The sequence below is a fragment of the Stenotrophomonas sp. YJH_SMC_33 genome (assembly GCF_059372295.1).
Genome location: NZ_JCAFVJ010000020.1, coordinates 21,933 through 36,837, shown reverse-complemented (window position 1 = coordinate 36,837; position 14,905 = coordinate 21,933). Strand labels below are relative to the sequence as shown.

Here is a 14,905-nt window from a genome sequence, read left to right as displayed (position 1 = left end):
GAAATGGTGATGCCGGGTGACAACGTCAAGATGGTCGTCACCCTGATCAACCCGGTGGCGATGGACGAAGGCCTGCGCTTCGCCATCCGCGAAGGCGGCCGCACCGTCGGCGCCGGCGTGGTCTCGAAGATCATCGAGTAATCTGGTAGTATCTGCGCCCCGATGTTGCCTGGGTAGGGCATCGGGGCGTATCAAATGGGAAAGCAGGCACAGGATGTGCCTTGTGTTCCCCGGACCAGGAAGGGTCAATGCCATTCAGGCGGCGTCAACAGGCGACTGTTGACAGCTGCCTTGTGTGCCATTATGCTTCTACGTCTGGGCAGGCCGGGAAACTGGTCTGCCTACGTTTTTGAGGTCTATGGAGTGACCTTGTCGGCCTGCAGGAGTGTGGGCCGTCCGTATTCAGGAATTTCATGGGGCAAAGCAACCCAGAGGCTTTGTCTGTCGCTCTTTTAACGAAGGAACCTACCGCCATGGCGGACCAAAAGATCCGGATCCGGCTGAAAGCGTTCGATCATCGTCTGATCGACCGTTCGGCCAGCGAGATCGTTGAAACGGCAAAGCGGACCGGCGCGCAAGTGCGTGGCCCGATCCCGCTGCCGACCAAGATCGAGCGCTACACCGTTCTCGTCTCCCCGCACGTCGACAAGGACGCGCGTGACCAGTACGAGACCCGCACGCACAAGCGCGTGCTCGATATCGTTGACCCGAATGACAAGACCGTGGACGCGCTGATGAAGCTCGAACTGGCTGCCGGCGTCGACGTTCAGATCAAGCTGACCTGAGGACTACGACCATGACGAAGAAGTATTCGTTGGGCTTCGTGGGCCGCAAGGCCGGCATGAGCCGCGTGTTCACTGAAGATGGCCGCTCCATCCCGGTGACCCTGATCGAAGCAACCCCGAACCGCATCGCGCAGATCAAGACCGTCGAAACCGACGGCTACAGCGCCGTGCAGGTGACCGTCGGCGCGCGTCGCGCTGCCCTGGTCAACAAGCCGGAAGCCGGCCACTTCGCCAAGGCGAAGGTGGAAGCGGGTCGTGGCCTGTGGGAATTCCGCGTTGAAGACGCGCAGCTCGGCGATTTCGCCGTTGGCGGCGAAGTCAAGGCGGACATCTTCGAAGTCGGCCAGATCGTCGACGTCCAGGGTGTCACCAAGGGTAAGGGCTTCCAGGGCACCATCAAGCGCCACAACTTCCGTATGGGCGATGCAACCCACGGTAACTCGCTGTCGCATCGCGCGCCGGGTTCGCTGGGTCAGCGCCAGACCCCGGGTCGCGTTTTCCCGGGCAAGAAGATGTCGGGCCACATGGGCGCGGTGCAGCAGAGCACCCAGAACCTGGAAGTGGTCAAGGTCGACGTCGAGCGCGGTCTGATCGCCGTTCGCGGCGCCGTTCCGGGCGCGGCCGGTGGCGATGTGATCGTCCGTCCGGCGAGCAAGGCATAAGGAGAGATGACGATGGAACTCGTTATCACGGGTAGCAACAACAAGGTCTCGGTCTCCGAAGCCGTGTTCGGTCGCGATTTCAGCGAAGATCTGGTCCACCAGGTCGTCGTTGCTTACCGCAACGCCGGTCGCGCCGGCACCAAGGCACAGAAGACTCGCTCCGAAGTGGCTGGTACCACCAAGAAGTCGAAGAAGCAGAAGGGCGGCGGCGCGCGTCATGGCGCACTGACGGCTCCGATCTTCGTCGGCGGCGGTGTCACCTTCGCGGCCAAGCCGCGCAGCTTCGAGCAGAAGGTCAATCGTAAGCAGTACCGTGCCGCCATGTGCGCGATCCTGTCCGAGCTGAACCGTCAGGGCCGTCTGACCATCGTGGAGTCCTTCGACGTCGAAGTGACCAACACGAAGGGTCTGGTCGCCAAGCTGGCCGGCCTGGAAGTGGGCAAGCGCCCGCTGATCGTCACCGAAGAAGCGTCCGAGCACCTGTACCTGTCCGCCCGCAATCTGCCGTACGTGCAGGTGCGTGACGTCCAGGGCCTGGATCCGGTCTCGCTGGTGGGTGCCGACACGGTCGTCATCACCGCTGACGCGGTCAAGAAGGTCGAGGAGTGGCTGGCATGAACAGCAACGAAAAAATCTTCAGCGTGCTGCGTGCCCCGCGTGTCTCCGAAAAGACCGCGCGCCTGCAGGAACTCTCCAACCAGTATGTCTTCGAAGTTTCGAACGAAGCCACCAAGGCCGATGTAAAGGCCGCGGTTGAGCAGCTGTTCGACGTCAAGGTCGAAGCTGTCAACGTGGTCAACGTCAAGGGCAAGAACAAGTCCTTCCGTAACCGTGCTGGCCGCCGCGGCGATTGGCGCAAGGCGTACGTTCGCCTGGCCGATGGCCAGTCGATCGATGTAACGGCCAAGGCCTGAGGTACATCCCATGCCATTGATGAAATTCAAGCCCACTTCCCCCGGCCGCCGTTCGGCCGTGCGCGTGGTCACTCCCGACCTGCACAAGGGTGCTCCGCACGCTGCCCTGGTCGAGTCGCAGAGCCGCTCGGGTGGTCGTAACCACCATGGCCGCATCACCGTGCGTCACGTCGGTGGTGGTGCCAAGCAGCACTACCGCATCATCGACTTCAAGCGCAACAAGCTGGGCATCCCGGCGCGCGTGGAACGCATCGAATACGATCCGAACCGCACCGCCCACATCGCCCTGCTGTGCTACGTCGACGGTGAGCGCCGCTACATCATCGCCCCGAAGGGCCTGAAGGCCGGTGATCAGGTGATCGCTGGTTCGGATGCCCCGATCAAGGCTGGCAACACCCTGCCGCTGCGCAACATCCCGGTCGGTACCACCATCCACTGCATCGAACTGAAGCCCGGCAAGGGCGCTCAGATCGCCCGCGCCGCCGGTGCGGCCGTGCAGCTGGTGGCCCGCGAAGGCATCTACGCCACCCTGCGCCTGCGCTCGGGTGAAATGCGCAAGGTGCCGGTCGAGTGCTGCGCCACCATCGGCGAAGTCGGCAACGACGAGCACAGCCTGGAAAAGCTGGGCAAGGCCGGTGCCAAGCGTTGGCGCGGCGTCCGCCCGACCGTTCGTGGTGCTGCCATGAACCCGGTTGACCACCCGCACGGTGGTGGTGAGGCCAAGGCCGGCCAGGGTAACCCGCATCCGGTCACCCCGTGGGGTGTCCCGACCAAGGGTTACAAGACGCGCCATAACAAGCGCACTCAGCAGTTCATCGTCCGCGATCGTAGGGGCTAATCGACCATGGCACGTTCACTCAAGAAGGGCCCGTTCGTCGATCACCACCTCGTCAAGAAGGTGGAGGCCGCTGCGGGCAGCAAGAAGCCGATCAAGACCTGGTCGCGCCGTTCGATGATCCTGCCTGACATGGTAGGCATCACCATTGCCGTGCATAACGGCAAGAACCACATCCCGGTTCTCGTCAACGAGAACATGGTCGGCCACAAGCTCGGCGAATTTGCCATCACCCGGACCTTCAAGGGTCACGGTGGTGACAAGAAGTCGGGCAAGTAAGGAGAGATGACAATGGAAGCGAAAGCCATCCTGCGCACTGCGCGCATCTCCCCGCAGAAGGCTCGTCTGGTCGCTGACCAGGTGCGCGGTCTGCCGGCCGAACGTGCGGTCAACCTGCTGAAGTTCTCGGACAAGAAGGCTGCCCACCTGATCAAGAAGGTGGTGGAGTCGGCTATTGCCAATGCCGAGAACAACCAGGGCGCCGACGTCGACGAGCTGAAGGTTCAGACCATCATGGTTGATGAAGGTCCGACCCTGAAGCGTTTCATGGCGCGGGCGAAAGGCCGCGGTACCCGCATCCTCAAGCGCACCAGCCACATCACTGTGGTTGTGGGCGCCGCCAAGTAAGCGGATAAGGAAAAGACCATGGGTCATAAAGTTCATCCGATTGGTATCCGCCTCGGCATTTCCAAGGACTGGAACTCCAAGTGGTACGCCAACAAGGCCGAGTTCGCCGGTTACCTGGCAGCCGACCTGAAAGTGCGCGACATGCTGCGCAAGAAGCTGGCCCAGGCCGGCATCAGCAAGATCCTGATCGAGCGTCCGGCCAAGACCGCTCGCGTGACGATCCACACCGCCCGTCCGGGCGTGGTGATCGGCAAGCGCGGTGAGGACATCGAGAAGCTGCGCAAGGAAGTGAGCGAGATGATGGGCGTCCCGGCGCACATCAACGTCACCGAAGTGCGCAAGCCGGAACTGGACGCGCAGCTCGTTGCCGAGTCGATCGCCCAGCAGCTGGAGCGTCGCATCATGTTCCGCCGTGCAATGAAGCGCTCGGTCGGCAACGCGATGCGCCTGGGTGCCCTGGGCATCAAGGTCAACGTCGGTGGCCGCCTCAACGGTGCAGAAATCGCCCGTTCGGAGTGGTACCGCGAAGGCCGCGTGCCGCTGCACACCCTGCGTGCCGACATCGACTATGGCTTCGCTGAAGCCAAGACGACCTACGGCATCATCGGCATCAAGGTCTGGATCTACAAGGGCGAGGTCTTCGATTTCTCCCAGGTTGGCCAGGAAAAGCAGGACGACACCCCGTCGCGCAACGATCGTCACGATCGCGGCGACCGTGGTGACCGTCAGCGCCCGGCCCGTGAAGCGAGGTAACGACAATGTTGCAACCCAAGCGAACCAAGTACCGCAAGGTACACAAGGGCCGTAACGATGGCCTGAGCTGGAGCGCCAACGCTGTCAGCTTCGGCGAATACGGCCTGAAGGCAACCGCACACGGTCAGCTGACCGCGCGCCAGATCGAAGCGGCCCGCCGCTCGATCAGCCGCTACGTCAAGCGCGGCGGCAAGATGTGGATCCGCGTGTTCCCCGACAAGCCCATCACCAAGAAGCCCATCGAAGTCCGAATGGGTTCGGGTAAGGGTAACGTGGAATACTGGGTGGCCCAGATCCAGCCCGGCCGCATGATCTATGAAATCGAGGGTGTTTCCGAGGAAGTGGCTCGCGAGGCGTTCCGCCTGGCCGCCGCCAAGCTCTCGGTCACCACCACTTTCGTGACCCGTACGGTGCGCTGATGGATATCAAAACTCTCCGTGAAAAGTCGGCTGACGAACTCAAGGCCCACCTGATCGACCTGCGTAAGGAACAGTTCTCTGTCCGTATGCAGCAGGTCACCGGCCAGCTGCCGAAGACCCACGACATTCGCCGGGTCCGTCGCGAGATTGCTCGCGTCAAGACCCTGCTCGGCAGCACGAAGTAAGGATGGCCGCTATGAGCGACAATACTGAAAAGAAGACGCTGCGCACGGTCGAAGGCCGTGTCGTCAGCAACAAGATGGACAAGACGGTTACCGTCCTGGTTGAGCGTCAGGTCAAGCACGCGCTGTACGGCAAGTACATCAAGCGCTCGACCAAGCTGCACGCCCACGATGCCGACAACGCCTGCAAGGAAGGCGATGTCGTCCGCGTGACCGAGATTGCTCCGATGTCCAAGACCAAGAACTGGCGCGTGGTGGAAGTCATCACGCGTGCGGCTGAATAAGGAGTCTGAATCATGATCCAGATGCAGAGCTACCTTGACGTCGCGGACAATTCGGGTGCCAAGCAGGTGATGTGCTTCAAGGTGCTGGGTGGTTCCAAGCGCCGTTACGCCGGCATCGGCGACATCATCAAGGTCACCGTGAAGGATGCGATTCCGCGCGGCAAGGTCAAGAAGGGTGAAGTGTATGACGCCGTCGTGGTGCGTACCCGCAAGGGTGTGCGTCGCGCCGACGGTTCGCTGATCCGCTTCGACGGCAACGCGGCCGTCCTGCTGAACAACAAGCAGGAGCCGATCGGTACCCGTATCTTCGGGCCGGTGACCCGTGAACTTCGTTCGGAGAAGTTCATGAAGATCGTCTCGCTCGCTCCCGAAGTGCTGTGAGCGACAGGAGATAATCATGGCTAACCGTATCAAGAAGGGCGACCAGGTTGTCGTCAACGCTGGCAAGGACAAGGGCAAGCAGGGCGAAGTCGTCCGCGTCGACGGCGACCGTGTGGTCGTCGCCAACGTGAACATCGTCAAGCGCCACACCAAGCCGAACCCGCAGGCAGGTGTTGCCGGCGGCGTGGTCGAGCGCGAAGCTTCGATCCATATCTCCAACGTGAACGTGCTGAACCCGGCTTCGGGCAAGGGCGAACGCGTTGGCTTCAAGGTGCTGGAGGATGGACGCAAACTGCGTGTGTTCCGCTCCAGCGGTGAGGCGCTCGACGCCTGAGGAATGTGAAGATGACTTCCCGTCTCGAAAAGATCTACAAGGAAGAAGTGGTGCCGGCGCTGATGAAGCAGTTCGGCTACACCAATCCGATGGAAGTACCGAAGCTCGTCAAGGTCACCCTGAACATGGGTGTCGGCGAGGCTGCCACCAACAAGAAGATCCTGGAAAACGCCGTCGCGGACATGACCAAGATTTCCGGCCAGAAGCCGGTTGTCACCAAGTCGCGTATCTCGGTCGCGTCGTTCAAGATCCGTGATGGTTGGCCGATCGGCTGCAAGACCACGCTGCGTCGCCACAAGATGTACGAGTTCCTGGACCGCCTGATCAACATCTCGCTGCCGCGCGTGCGCGACTTCCGTGGTGTTTCCGGCCGTTCCTTCGACGGCCGCGGCAACTTCAACATGGGTGTGAAGGAGCAGATCATCTTCCCGGAAATCGACTTCGACGCCGTCGATGCGATCCGCGGTATGGATATCGCCATCACCACCACTGCGAAGACCGACGCGGAAGCGAAGGCGCTGCTGGCAGCGTTCAAGTTCCCGTTCCGTAACTGATCTGTCGAGGAAACCGAAATGGCAAAGACCTCCATGGTCAACCGCGACATCAAGCGGGAAAAGCTGGCCAAGAAGTACGCTGAAAAGCGTGCGGCTCTGAAGAAGATCGTGTCCTCCGTGGACGCGACCTACGAAGAGAAGATCGAGGCCGCAACCAAGCTGGCCAAGCTGCCGCGCGATTCGTCGCCGAGCCGCCAGCGTAATCGTTGCGAGCTGTCGGGTCGTCCGCGTGGCGTCTACAGCAAGTTCGGCCTGGGCCGTAACAAGCTGCGTGAAGCCACCATGCGTGGCGACGTACCGGGTCTGCGCAAGGCCAGCTGGTAACCCCAGCCGGCCCTGCGATCAGGAGCCCCTTCGGGGGTTCCTGAACCGGGCAGGGGAGGCATTCAGCTTTCCCGACGCAAAAAAACCGAGGAGCCCGGCGCAAGCCGGGCTCTTTTGGCGTATACTCCCGCGTCTTGCCCTGCGCAAACGGGGTCGTAGGAGTGGGCTTCCGGCCCGCTGCATCAAGGGACCTGGCCCGTTTCCAGGAGACAACAGATTTTCGCGAAAGCGGATATCGGTGCACTCAAAGGTACTCATATGAGCATGACTGATCCCATCGCCGACCTGCTGGTCCGCATCAAGAATGCGGCCGCGGTGGGCAAGCAGACGGTGAAAGCCCCGTCGTCCAAGATCAAGGTTGCGATCGCCCAGGTCCTGAAGGACGAGGGTTACATCGCCGACCTGCGCGTGACCCAGCTGGAAAACAACAAGTCCGAGCTGGAAATCGTGCTGAAGTATTTCGAAGGCAAGCCGGTCATCGCGACCCTGAAGCGCTTCTCGCGTTCGGGCCTGCGCCAGTACCGCGGCAAGAGCGAGCTGCCGAAGGTCATGAACGGCCTGGGTATCTCCATCATTTCCACCTCCAAGGGCATCATGACTGATGCGCAGGCGCGCCAGCTGGGCGTCGGCGGCGAAGTCCTGTGCTTCGTGGCCTAAGGCGAAAGGAGTAGAACTATGTCCCGCGTAGCCAAGAAGCCGATTACCCTGGGTAAGGTTGAACTGAACGTCCAGTCGGACAGCGTCACCGCCAAGGGCCCGAAGGGCACCCTGTCGCTGGCCAAGCCGGCCGGTATTGCCATCAACGTCGACAACGGCGTTGCCACCCTGAGCACCGAAAGCGCCGACCTGATCGCACTGACCGGTACCGTGCGTGCGATCCTGTCCAACATGGTCAAGGGCGTGTCCGAAGGCTTCGAGCGCAAGCTGGAGCTGGTGGGCGTGGGTTACCGCGCTGCCATGCAGGGCAAGGACCTGAACCTGTCGCTGGGCTTCTCGCACCCGGTCGTGTTCGTGGCGCCGGAAGGCATCACGCTGTCGACCCCGACCCAGACCGAGATCCTGGTCCAGGGCGCTGACAAGCAGGTCGTCGGTGAAGTCGCCGCCAAGATCCGTGCGTTCCGCAAGCCGGAACCGTACAAGGGCAAGGGCGTGAAGTACTCCGACGAAGTCATCATCCGTAAGGAAGCCAAGAAGGCATAAGCGCGAGTCCCTCGCAAGAGCCCGCACATCCCTGTGCGGACTTCTCAGGGAAAAGCTCTTCCTTCAGCTTTCAAGGAATAATCAAAATGAACAAGAACATCGCCCGCCTGCGTCGCGCCAAGTCGACCCGTGCCCACATCCGTGAGCTCGGCGTCGCCCGCCTGTCGGTGCTGCGCACCGGCCAGCACCTGTACGCCCAGGTCTTCACCGCCGACGGCTCCAAGGTGCTGGCTGCTGCCAACACCACCCAGGCCGACGTCATCGAAGGCCTGAAGAACGGCAAGAACGCCGATGCTGCTGCCAAGGTTGGCCGCATCGTTGCCGAGCGCGCCAAGGCCGCCGGCATCGAGAAGGTTGCCTTCGATCGTTCGGGCTACCGCTACCACGGCCGCATCAAGGCCCTGGCAGAAGCCGCCCGCGAAGCCGGCCTGCAGTTCTAAGGGACAAGGGCAGGGGGCCATTGGCCTCCTGCCCACCTGCTCGCCAGCCTGAGTGAGGCTGGACGGCGCCGCTCTTCTGCAGCGGCCCACCGGAACAACGCGTCACGCCACAACCATAAGCGGCTTCGAGCCGTACATACCCAAACAACCAAGGAATCAACATGGCAGAAGAGCGTCAGCAGCGGGGTCGCGATCGCGACCGTAACCGCGAAGAGAAGATCGACGACGGCATGATCGAAAAGCTGGTCGCGGTCAACCGCGTCAGCAAGACCGTCAAGGGTGGCCGCCAGTTCACCTTCACCGCCCTGACCGTCGTCGGCGACGGCGAAGGCAAGGTCGGTTTCGGCTATGGCAAGGCCCGCGAAGTGCCGGTTGCCATCCAGAAGTCGATGGAACAGGCCCGCAAGAACCTGGTCAGCGTTGACCTGAACAACGGCACCCTGTGGCACACCATCAAGGATGGTCACGGCGCAGCCCGCGTGTTCATGCAGCCGGCTTCGGAAGGTACCGGCGTGATCGCCGGCGGTGCCATGCGCGCCGTGCTGGAAGCCGTTGGCGTGAAGAACGTGCTGGCCAAGGCCACCGGTTCGCGCAACCCGATCAACCTGGTGCGTGCCACCGTGAAGGGCCTGGCTGCTGCACAGTCGCCGGCTCGCATCGCGGCCAAGCGCGGCAAGAAGGTGGAGGAACTCAACCATGGCTAATGAGTCCAACAAGACTGTCAAGGTCCGCCTGGTGCGTGGCCTGCGTGGCACCCAGTCGCGTCACCGCCTGTCGGTGCGTGCGCTGGGCCTGAACAAGCTCAACGATGTGCGTGAACTGAAGGACAGCCCGCAGGTGCGCGGCCTGATCAACAAGGTTCAGTACCTCGTCCAGGTTGAGGAGTAATCGACCATGACTCTGCGTCTCAATGAACTGAGCCCGGCACCGGGCGCCCGCACCGAGCGTACCCGCGTCGGTCGCGGTATCGGCTCGGGCCTGGGCAAGACTGCCGGCCGCGGCCACAAGGGTTCGTTCGCCCGCAAGGGTGGCGGCAAGATCAAGGCTGGCTTCGAAGGCGGCCAGACCCCCATGCAGCGTCGTCTGCCGAAGATCGGCTTCCGTTCGCCGATCGCCAAGGACACCGCTGAAGTGCTGCTGTACGCACTGGACAAGCTGCCGGCCGGTGAGATCGACTTCGCCGCCCTGCGTGCTGCCAAGCTGGTTCCGAGCACTGCCAAGAAGGCCAAGGTCGTCGTCAAGGGCGAAGTGACCAAGGCGTTCACCCTGAAGGGTATTGCTGCCACGGCGGGTGCCAAGGCCGCGATCGAAGCTGCCGGCGGCAGCGTAACGGAGTAAGAAAATCATGGCGCAAGCTGGCATCGGTAACCTCGCGGGCGGAATGGGCAAGTTCACTGAACTTCGCCAACGTTTGCTGTTCGTCGTCGGGGCTTTGATCGTCTATCGCATCGGCTGCTACGTGCCGGTGCCGGGCGTCAATCCCGATGCCATGCTTGCCATGATGCAACAGCAGGGCGGCGGCATCGTGGACATGTTCAACATGTTCTCGGGCGGCGCCCTGCACCGTTTCAGCATCTTCGCGCTGAACGTGATGCCGTACATCTCGGCATCGATCGTGATGCAGCTGGCCGTGCACATCTTCCCCGCCCTGAAGGCGATGCAGAAGGAAGGTGAGTCCGGCCGCCGCAAGATCACCCAGTATTCGCGCATCGGCGCCGTGCTGCTGGCAGTGGTGCAGGGCGGTTCGATCGCACTGGCCCTGCAGGGCCAGGTGTCGCCGTCGGGCGCTCCGGTCGTGTATGCGCCGGGCATGGGCTTCGTGCTCACCGCCGTGGTCGCGCTGACTGCCGGCACCATGTTCCTGATGTGGGTCGGTGAGCAGGTCACCGAGCGCGGCATCGGCAACGGCGTGTCGCTGATCATCTTCGCCGGTATCGTCGCTGGCCTGCCGGGTGCGATCATCCACACCTTCGACGCCTACCGCGACGGCAACATCCAGTTCATCCAGCTGCTGCTGATCGCCATTGTCGTGCTCGCGTTCACCTTCTTCGTGGTGTTCGTCGAGCGTGGCCAGCGCCGGATCACGGTCAACTACGCACGCCGCCAGGGCGGTCGCAACGCGTACATGAACCAGACCTCGTTCCTGCCGCTGAAGCTCAACATGGCCGGCGTCATTCCGGCAATCTTCGCCTCGAGCCTGCTGGCCTTCCCGGCCACACTGGCCATGTGGTCCGGCCAGGCGGCCAACCAGAGCAGCTTCGGCCAGGTCCTGCAGAAGGTCGCCAATGCCCTGGGCCCGGGCGAGCCGCTGCACATGATCGTGTTCGCTGCGCTGATCACCGGTTTCGCGTTCTTCTATACCGCGCTGGTGTTCAACTCCCAGGAAACCGCTGACAACCTGAAGAAGTCGGGCGCGCTGATTCCGGGCATCCGTCCGGGCAAGGCCACCGCCGATTACATCGACGGTGTACTGACCCGCCTGACCGCAGCCGGCTCGGCCTATCTGGTCATCGTCTGCCTGCTGCCGGAACTGATGCGCACGCAGCTGAACGCCTCGTTCTACTTCGGCGGTACTTCGCTGCTGATCGTGGTGGTGGTGGTGATGGACTTCATTGCCCAGGTGCAGGCGCACCTGATGTCCCACCAGTACGAGAGCCTGCTGAAAAAGGCCAACCTGAAGGGCGGCAACCGCGGCGGTTTTGCCCGCGGCTGATTGGCCTGTTATACTTTCGTCTTCCTGACGTGATGGTCCCTCCGCTTCGCGGACTCCGGCCACACAAACGAAGGGCGGCCCCCGCAGCGGTTCCGGGTGGGGGTGTGATGAGGTGGTCCCGCGCTGGAGTAGCGCGGGCGGCCCCGGGGGATACCCCGGGTCCAACCCCATCCGGCGCCGGAGCCTGGGCACACTCCCCAGGCCGGGTTCATGAAACCAGTGGTTTCACGGGCTTCCATGTAAACCGGAACCTTGTTAGTATCGCTAGTTCACTTTTTTGATCCATCCTGCCGGATTGGCGTGCCCGAGGCGCGCTGTCGGCCATCACTCAGCTGGAGAACCGCGTCATGGCGCGTATTGCAGGCGTCAACCTGCCAGCCCAGAAGCACGTCTGGGTCGGGTTGCAAAGCATTTACGGCATCGGCCGTACCCGTTCGAAGAAGGTCTGCGAAGTCGCAGGCGTTGCTTCGACCACCAAGATCCGCGATCTGTCGGAGCCGGAAATCGAGCGCCTGCGCGCCGAAGTCGGCAAGTACATCGTGGAAGGCGATCTGCGCCGTGAGATCGGCATCGCGATCAAGCGCCTGATGGACCTGGGCTGCTACCGCGGCCTGCGTCACCGTCGTGGCCTCCCGCTGCGTGGCCAGCGCACCCGTACCAACGCCCGCACCCGCAAGGGTCCGCGCAAGGCGATCAAGAAGTAAGGGACTGAGAAATGGCTAAGCCCGCTGCTAAGACCAAGAAGAAGATCAAGCGCGTCGTCACCGACGGCGTTGCCCACGTCCACGCTTCGTTCAACAACACCATCGTCACCATCACCGACCGTCAGGGCAATGCTCTGTCGTGGGCGACCTCCGGTGGCGCTGGCTTCCGCGGTTCGCGCAAGTCGACCCCGTTCGCTGCCCAGGTGGCTGCTGAAAAGGCCGGTCGTGCTGCGCTGGACTACGGCGTGAAGTCGCTGGAAGTCCGCATCAAGGGCCCGGGTCCGGGCCGTGAGTCGGCCGTGCGTTCGCTGAACAACGTCGGCTACAAGATCACCAACATCATCGACGTGACGCCTATCCCGCACAACGGGTGCCGTCCGCCGAAGAAGCGTCGCGTCTAAAGGGAGCGATAAGAAATGGCTCGTTATATCGGTCCTACCTGTAAGCTCGCCCGTCGCGAAGGCGCCGACCTGTCCCTGAAGAGCCCGGCGCGTGCGCTGGACTCCAAGTGCAAGCTGGAGCAGAAGCCCGGCCAGCACGGCGCCACTGCCCGCAAGGGCAAGCTGTCCGACTACGCCACCCAGCTGCGTGAAAAGCAGAAGGTCAAGCGTATCTACGGCCTGCTGGAGCGTCAGTTCCGCAACTACTACAAGAAGGCCTCGACCAAGAAGGGCAACACCGGCGAGAACCTGCTGCAGCTGCTGGAAACCCGCCTGGACAACGTCGTCTACCGCATGGGCTTCGCCGTGACCCGTCCGGCTGCTCGTCAGCTGGTGTCGCACCGCGGCGTCACCGTGAATGGCAAGTCGGTCAACCTGGCTTCGTACCAGGTCAAGGCTGGCGACGCCATCGCCCTGTCTGAAAAGGCTGCCAAGCAGCTGCGCGTCCAGGAAGCCCTGACCGTCGCCGCCCAGCATGACCTGAGCCCGTCGTGGGTTGAAGTGGATTCCGGCAAGTTCACCGGCATCTTCAAGGCCGTTCCGGATCGTTCGGATCTGCCTGCGGACATCAACGAAGCGCTGATCGTCGAGCTGTATTCGAAGTAATTCACATTGGAGAGCCCCCGGCGACGGCCGGGGGTTCACTAGGAGAACCCGCAACATGACGGTTACCGCCAACCAGGTTCTGCGTCCTCGCGGTCCGCAGATCGAACGCCTTACCGACACCCGTGCAAAGGTCGTTATCGAACCTTTGGAGCGGGGTTACGGGCATACGCTGGGCAACGCCCTGCGTCGCGTGCTGCTGTCGTCCATCCCGGGCTTCGCCATCACGGAAGTCGAAATCGACGGCGTGTTGCATGAGTACACCACGGTCGAAGGTCTGCAGGAGGACGTGCTCGAAGTCCTGCTGAACCTGAAGGACGTGGCCATCCGTATGCACTCCGGCGACAGCGCCACCCTGTCCCTGTCCAAGCAGGGCCCGGGCGTTGTCACCGCTGCCGACATCAAGGTCGACCACAATGTGGAGATCCTGAACGGCGACCATGTGATCTGCCACCTGACCAAGGACACGGCGATCAACATGCGTCTGAAGATCGAACGTGGTTTCGGCTACCAGCCGGCTGCCGCGCGTCGTCGTCCGGACGAAGAAACCCGTGCCATCGGCCGCCTGGTCCTGGATGCCTCGTTCTCGCCGGTCCGCCGCGTCGCCTATGCCGTGGAAGCGGCCCGCGTCGAACAGCGTACCGACCTGGACAAGCTGGTCATCGATATCGAGACCAACGGCACCATCGATGCCGAGGAAGCCGTGCGCACCGCCGCCGACATCCTCAGCGACCAGCTGTCGGTGTTCGGTGACTTCACCCACCGCGACCGCGGTGCGGCCAAGCCGGCCAACAACGGCGTGGATCCGGTGCTGCTGCGCCCGATCGACGATCTGGAGCTGACCGTGCGTTCGGCCAACTGCCTGAAGGCTGAAAGCATCTACTACATCGGCGATCTGATCCAGAAGACCGAAGTGGAGCTGCTGAAGACCCCGAACCTGGGCAAGAAGTCGCTCACCGAGATCAAGGAAGTGCTGGCTCAGCGCGGCCTGTCGCTCGGCATGAAGCTGGAGAACTGGCCGCCGGCCGGCGTCGCCAGCCACGGCATGCTGGGCTGATATCGGTAATGCCTGAAGGCTCCACCGTTCGCGGTGGAGCCTTCAACGCAACACAACACGCCACGACGAACCGCAGGTTCGCGGGCAGGCCGTCCAGGACGGAGGGCCAGGACCAACCGCAGTCCGCGCAGCAACGCCAGGATGGCGACAACGATCCGCACAGCCTCATCATTAACCAAGGAATATCACCATGCGTCACCAGAAGTCTGGCCGTAAGTTCAGCCGCACCAGCGCCCACCGCGAAGCGATGTTCAAGAATATGGCCGCCTCGCTGTTCAAGCACGAGCTGATCAAGACCACCCTGCCGAAGGCCAAGGAACTGCGCCGCGTTGCCGAGCCGCTGATCACCCTGGCCAAGGTCGACTCCGTCGCCAACCGCCGTCTGGCCTTCGCCCGCCTGCGCGACAACGAAGCGGTGGGCAACCTGTTCACCATCCTGGGCCCGCGCTACGCGAACCGTCCGGGCGGCTACCTGCGCCTGCTGAAGTGCGGTTTCCGCGCCGGCGACAACGCGCCGATGGCCTACGTCGAGCTGGTCGACCGTCCGGTCGTGGCCGAGGAAGTGGCCGAGTAATCGGACCGCTCCAACGCGACACAGCGAAAGCCCGGCCTCTGCCGGGCTTTTGCGTTCTGGTAGCGCCGGGCCATGCCCGGCGTTTCCGTATCCGCTACGCTCGCCGGGCATGGCCCGGCG

Annotated in this window: 28 protein-coding genes; all 28 read left to right on the top strand. The window is 62.7% G+C overall.

Going from position 1 to position 14,905, the window contains the following annotated elements; all coding sequences use genetic code 11:
- Positions 1 to 141 (top strand): EF-Tu C-terminal domain-related protein (locus AC5P9W_RS19315; RefSeq protein ID WP_487247787.1); only part of this gene is annotated, 141 nt, incomplete at its 5' end.
- A 332-nt stretch (positions 142 to 473) separates the two neighbouring features.
- Entirely contained in the window at positions 474 to 785 is a 312-nt protein-coding gene (gene rpsJ, locus AC5P9W_RS19310; protein WP_005408208.1) for a 30S ribosomal protein S10, read from the top strand.
- An 11-nt stretch (positions 786 to 796) separates the two neighbouring features.
- Entirely contained in the window at positions 797 to 1,447 is a 651-nt protein-coding gene (gene rplC / locus AC5P9W_RS19305) for a 50S ribosomal protein L3 (protein WP_004145336.1), read from the top strand.
- Positions 1,448 to 1,459: 12 nt separating this feature from the next.
- Positions 1,460 to 2,065, top strand: coding sequence for a 50S ribosomal protein L4 (rplD, locus tag AC5P9W_RS19300; protein WP_019659578.1), 606 nt, complete (start codon positions 1,460 to 1,462; stop codon positions 2,063 to 2,065).
- A complete protein-coding gene (gene rplW, locus AC5P9W_RS19295; RefSeq protein ID WP_004145338.1) occupies positions 2,062 to 2,361 on the top strand; it encodes a 50S ribosomal protein L23 in 300 nt (99 codons plus the stop codon). Before rplD ends, rplW begins: the two co-directional genes overlap by 4 nt.
- 10 nt (positions 2,362 to 2,371) lie before the next feature.
- Positions 2,372 to 3,199, top strand: a complete 828-nt coding sequence (gene rplB / locus AC5P9W_RS19290; protein WP_004145339.1) for a 50S ribosomal protein L2 — start codon at positions 2,372 to 2,374, stop codon at positions 3,197 to 3,199.
- A 6-nt stretch (positions 3,200 to 3,205) separates the two neighbouring features.
- Positions 3,206 to 3,475, top strand: coding sequence for a 30S ribosomal protein S19 (gene rpsS / locus AC5P9W_RS19285; protein WP_005415413.1), 270 nt, complete (start codon positions 3,206 to 3,208; stop codon positions 3,473 to 3,475).
- Positions 3,476 to 3,487: 12 nt separating this feature from the next.
- Positions 3,488 to 3,823: a 50S ribosomal protein L22 gene (gene rplV, locus AC5P9W_RS19280; RefSeq protein ID WP_004145348.1), complete on the top strand. Its 336-nt coding sequence runs from the start codon at positions 3,488 to 3,490 to the stop codon at positions 3,821 to 3,823.
- Positions 3,824 to 3,841: 18 nt separating this feature from the next.
- Positions 3,842 to 4,576: a 30S ribosomal protein S3 gene (gene rpsC / locus AC5P9W_RS19275; RefSeq protein ID WP_005415414.1), complete on the top strand. Its 735-nt coding sequence runs from the start codon at positions 3,842 to 3,844 to the stop codon at positions 4,574 to 4,576.
- 5 nt (positions 4,577 to 4,581) lie between these two features.
- Positions 4,582 to 4,995 carry a 50S ribosomal protein L16 gene (rplP, locus tag AC5P9W_RS19270; RefSeq protein WP_004154486.1) on the top strand — a complete coding sequence of 138 codons (414 nt, stop codon included), beginning with the start codon at positions 4,582 to 4,584 and terminating at the stop codon, positions 4,993 to 4,995.
- The gene (rpmC, locus tag AC5P9W_RS19265) at positions 4,995 to 5,180 is read left to right on the top strand and encodes a 50S ribosomal protein L29 (RefSeq protein WP_004154487.1); all 186 of its coding nucleotides are present in this window, start codon (positions 4,995 to 4,997) and stop codon (positions 5,178 to 5,180) included. Before rplP ends, rpmC begins: the two co-directional genes overlap by 1 nt.
- Positions 5,181 to 5,191: 11 nt before the next feature.
- Positions 5,192 to 5,461 carry a 30S ribosomal protein S17 gene (rpsQ, locus tag AC5P9W_RS19260; RefSeq protein WP_004154489.1) on the top strand — a complete coding sequence of 90 codons (270 nt, stop codon included), beginning with the start codon at positions 5,192 to 5,194 and terminating at the stop codon, positions 5,459 to 5,461.
- A gap of 12 nt (positions 5,462 to 5,473) precedes the next feature.
- Positions 5,474 to 5,842, top strand: a complete 369-nt coding sequence (gene rplN / locus AC5P9W_RS19255; protein WP_010483978.1) for a 50S ribosomal protein L14 — start codon at positions 5,474 to 5,476, stop codon at positions 5,840 to 5,842.
- Between the two features lie 16 nt (positions 5,843 to 5,858).
- Positions 5,859 to 6,176 carry a 50S ribosomal protein L24 gene (gene rplX, locus AC5P9W_RS19250; protein WP_004154490.1) on the top strand — a complete coding sequence of 106 codons (318 nt, stop codon included), beginning with the start codon at positions 5,859 to 5,861 and terminating at the stop codon, positions 6,174 to 6,176.
- A gap of 11 nt (positions 6,177 to 6,187) precedes the next feature.
- Complete coding sequence (gene rplE / locus AC5P9W_RS19245; RefSeq protein WP_005415416.1) at positions 6,188 to 6,730, top strand: 50S ribosomal protein L5; 543 nt, start codon at positions 6,188 to 6,190, stop codon at positions 6,728 to 6,730.
- Between the two features lie 18 nt (positions 6,731 to 6,748).
- The gene (gene rpsN, locus AC5P9W_RS19240; protein ID WP_019659577.1) at positions 6,749 to 7,054 is read left to right on the top strand and encodes a 30S ribosomal protein S14; all 306 of its coding nucleotides are present in this window, start codon (positions 6,749 to 6,751) and stop codon (positions 7,052 to 7,054) included.
- A gap of 258 nt (positions 7,055 to 7,312) precedes the next feature.
- The gene (gene rpsH, locus AC5P9W_RS19235; protein ID WP_021204581.1) at positions 7,313 to 7,711 is read left to right on the top strand and encodes a 30S ribosomal protein S8; all 399 of its coding nucleotides are present in this window, start codon (positions 7,313 to 7,315) and stop codon (positions 7,709 to 7,711) included.
- A gap of 18 nt (positions 7,712 to 7,729) precedes the next feature.
- Complete coding sequence (gene rplF / locus AC5P9W_RS19230; RefSeq protein WP_021204580.1) at positions 7,730 to 8,254, top strand: 50S ribosomal protein L6; 525 nt, start codon at positions 7,730 to 7,732, stop codon at positions 8,252 to 8,254.
- Positions 8,255 to 8,334: 80 nt separating this feature from the next.
- Complete coding sequence (gene rplR, locus AC5P9W_RS19225; RefSeq protein ID WP_026346969.1) at positions 8,335 to 8,694, top strand: 50S ribosomal protein L18; 360 nt, start codon at positions 8,335 to 8,337, stop codon at positions 8,692 to 8,694.
- 161 nt (positions 8,695 to 8,855) lie between these two features.
- Positions 8,856 to 9,398 carry a 30S ribosomal protein S5 gene (rpsE, locus tag AC5P9W_RS19220; protein ID WP_004154496.1) on the top strand — a complete coding sequence of 181 codons (543 nt, stop codon included), beginning with the start codon at positions 8,856 to 8,858 and terminating at the stop codon, positions 9,396 to 9,398.
- Positions 9,391 to 9,582 carry a 50S ribosomal protein L30 gene (rpmD, locus tag AC5P9W_RS19215; RefSeq protein ID WP_005408214.1) on the top strand — a complete coding sequence of 64 codons (192 nt, stop codon included), beginning with the start codon at positions 9,391 to 9,393 and terminating at the stop codon, positions 9,580 to 9,582. The genes rpsE and rpmD overlap by 8 nt, the downstream gene beginning before the upstream one ends.
- Positions 9,583 to 9,588: 6 nt before the next feature.
- On the top strand, positions 9,589 to 10,032 hold the full coding sequence (rplO, locus tag AC5P9W_RS19210) for a 50S ribosomal protein L15 (protein WP_004154498.1): 444 nt from the start codon (positions 9,589 to 9,591) through the stop codon (positions 10,030 to 10,032).
- Positions 10,033 to 10,039: 7 nt separating this feature from the next.
- Complete coding sequence (gene secY / locus AC5P9W_RS19205; protein ID WP_005408215.1) at positions 10,040 to 11,407, top strand: preprotein translocase subunit SecY; 1,368 nt, start codon at positions 10,040 to 10,042, stop codon at positions 11,405 to 11,407.
- Between the two features lie 347 nt (positions 11,408 to 11,754).
- Complete coding sequence (gene rpsM, locus AC5P9W_RS19200) at positions 11,755 to 12,111, top strand: 30S ribosomal protein S13 (RefSeq protein WP_004154500.1); 357 nt, start codon at positions 11,755 to 11,757, stop codon at positions 12,109 to 12,111.
- An 11-nt stretch (positions 12,112 to 12,122) separates the two neighbouring features.
- Positions 12,123 to 12,512: a 30S ribosomal protein S11 gene (gene rpsK / locus AC5P9W_RS19195; protein ID WP_004145443.1), complete on the top strand. Its 390-nt coding sequence runs from the start codon at positions 12,123 to 12,125 to the stop codon at positions 12,510 to 12,512.
- A 15-nt stretch (positions 12,513 to 12,527) separates the two neighbouring features.
- Positions 12,528 to 13,157: a 30S ribosomal protein S4 gene (gene rpsD, locus AC5P9W_RS19190; protein ID WP_004145446.1), complete on the top strand. Its 630-nt coding sequence runs from the start codon at positions 12,528 to 12,530 to the stop codon at positions 13,155 to 13,157.
- A gap of 55 nt (positions 13,158 to 13,212) precedes the next feature.
- A complete protein-coding gene (locus AC5P9W_RS19185; RefSeq protein ID WP_005408216.1) occupies positions 13,213 to 14,211 on the top strand; it encodes a DNA-directed RNA polymerase subunit alpha in 999 nt (332 codons plus the stop codon).
- Positions 14,212 to 14,401: 190 nt separating this feature from the next.
- Complete coding sequence (gene rplQ / locus AC5P9W_RS19180; RefSeq protein ID WP_005408217.1) at positions 14,402 to 14,785, top strand: 50S ribosomal protein L17; 384 nt, start codon at positions 14,402 to 14,404, stop codon at positions 14,783 to 14,785.
- Positions 14,786 to 14,905: the final 120 nt, after the last annotated feature.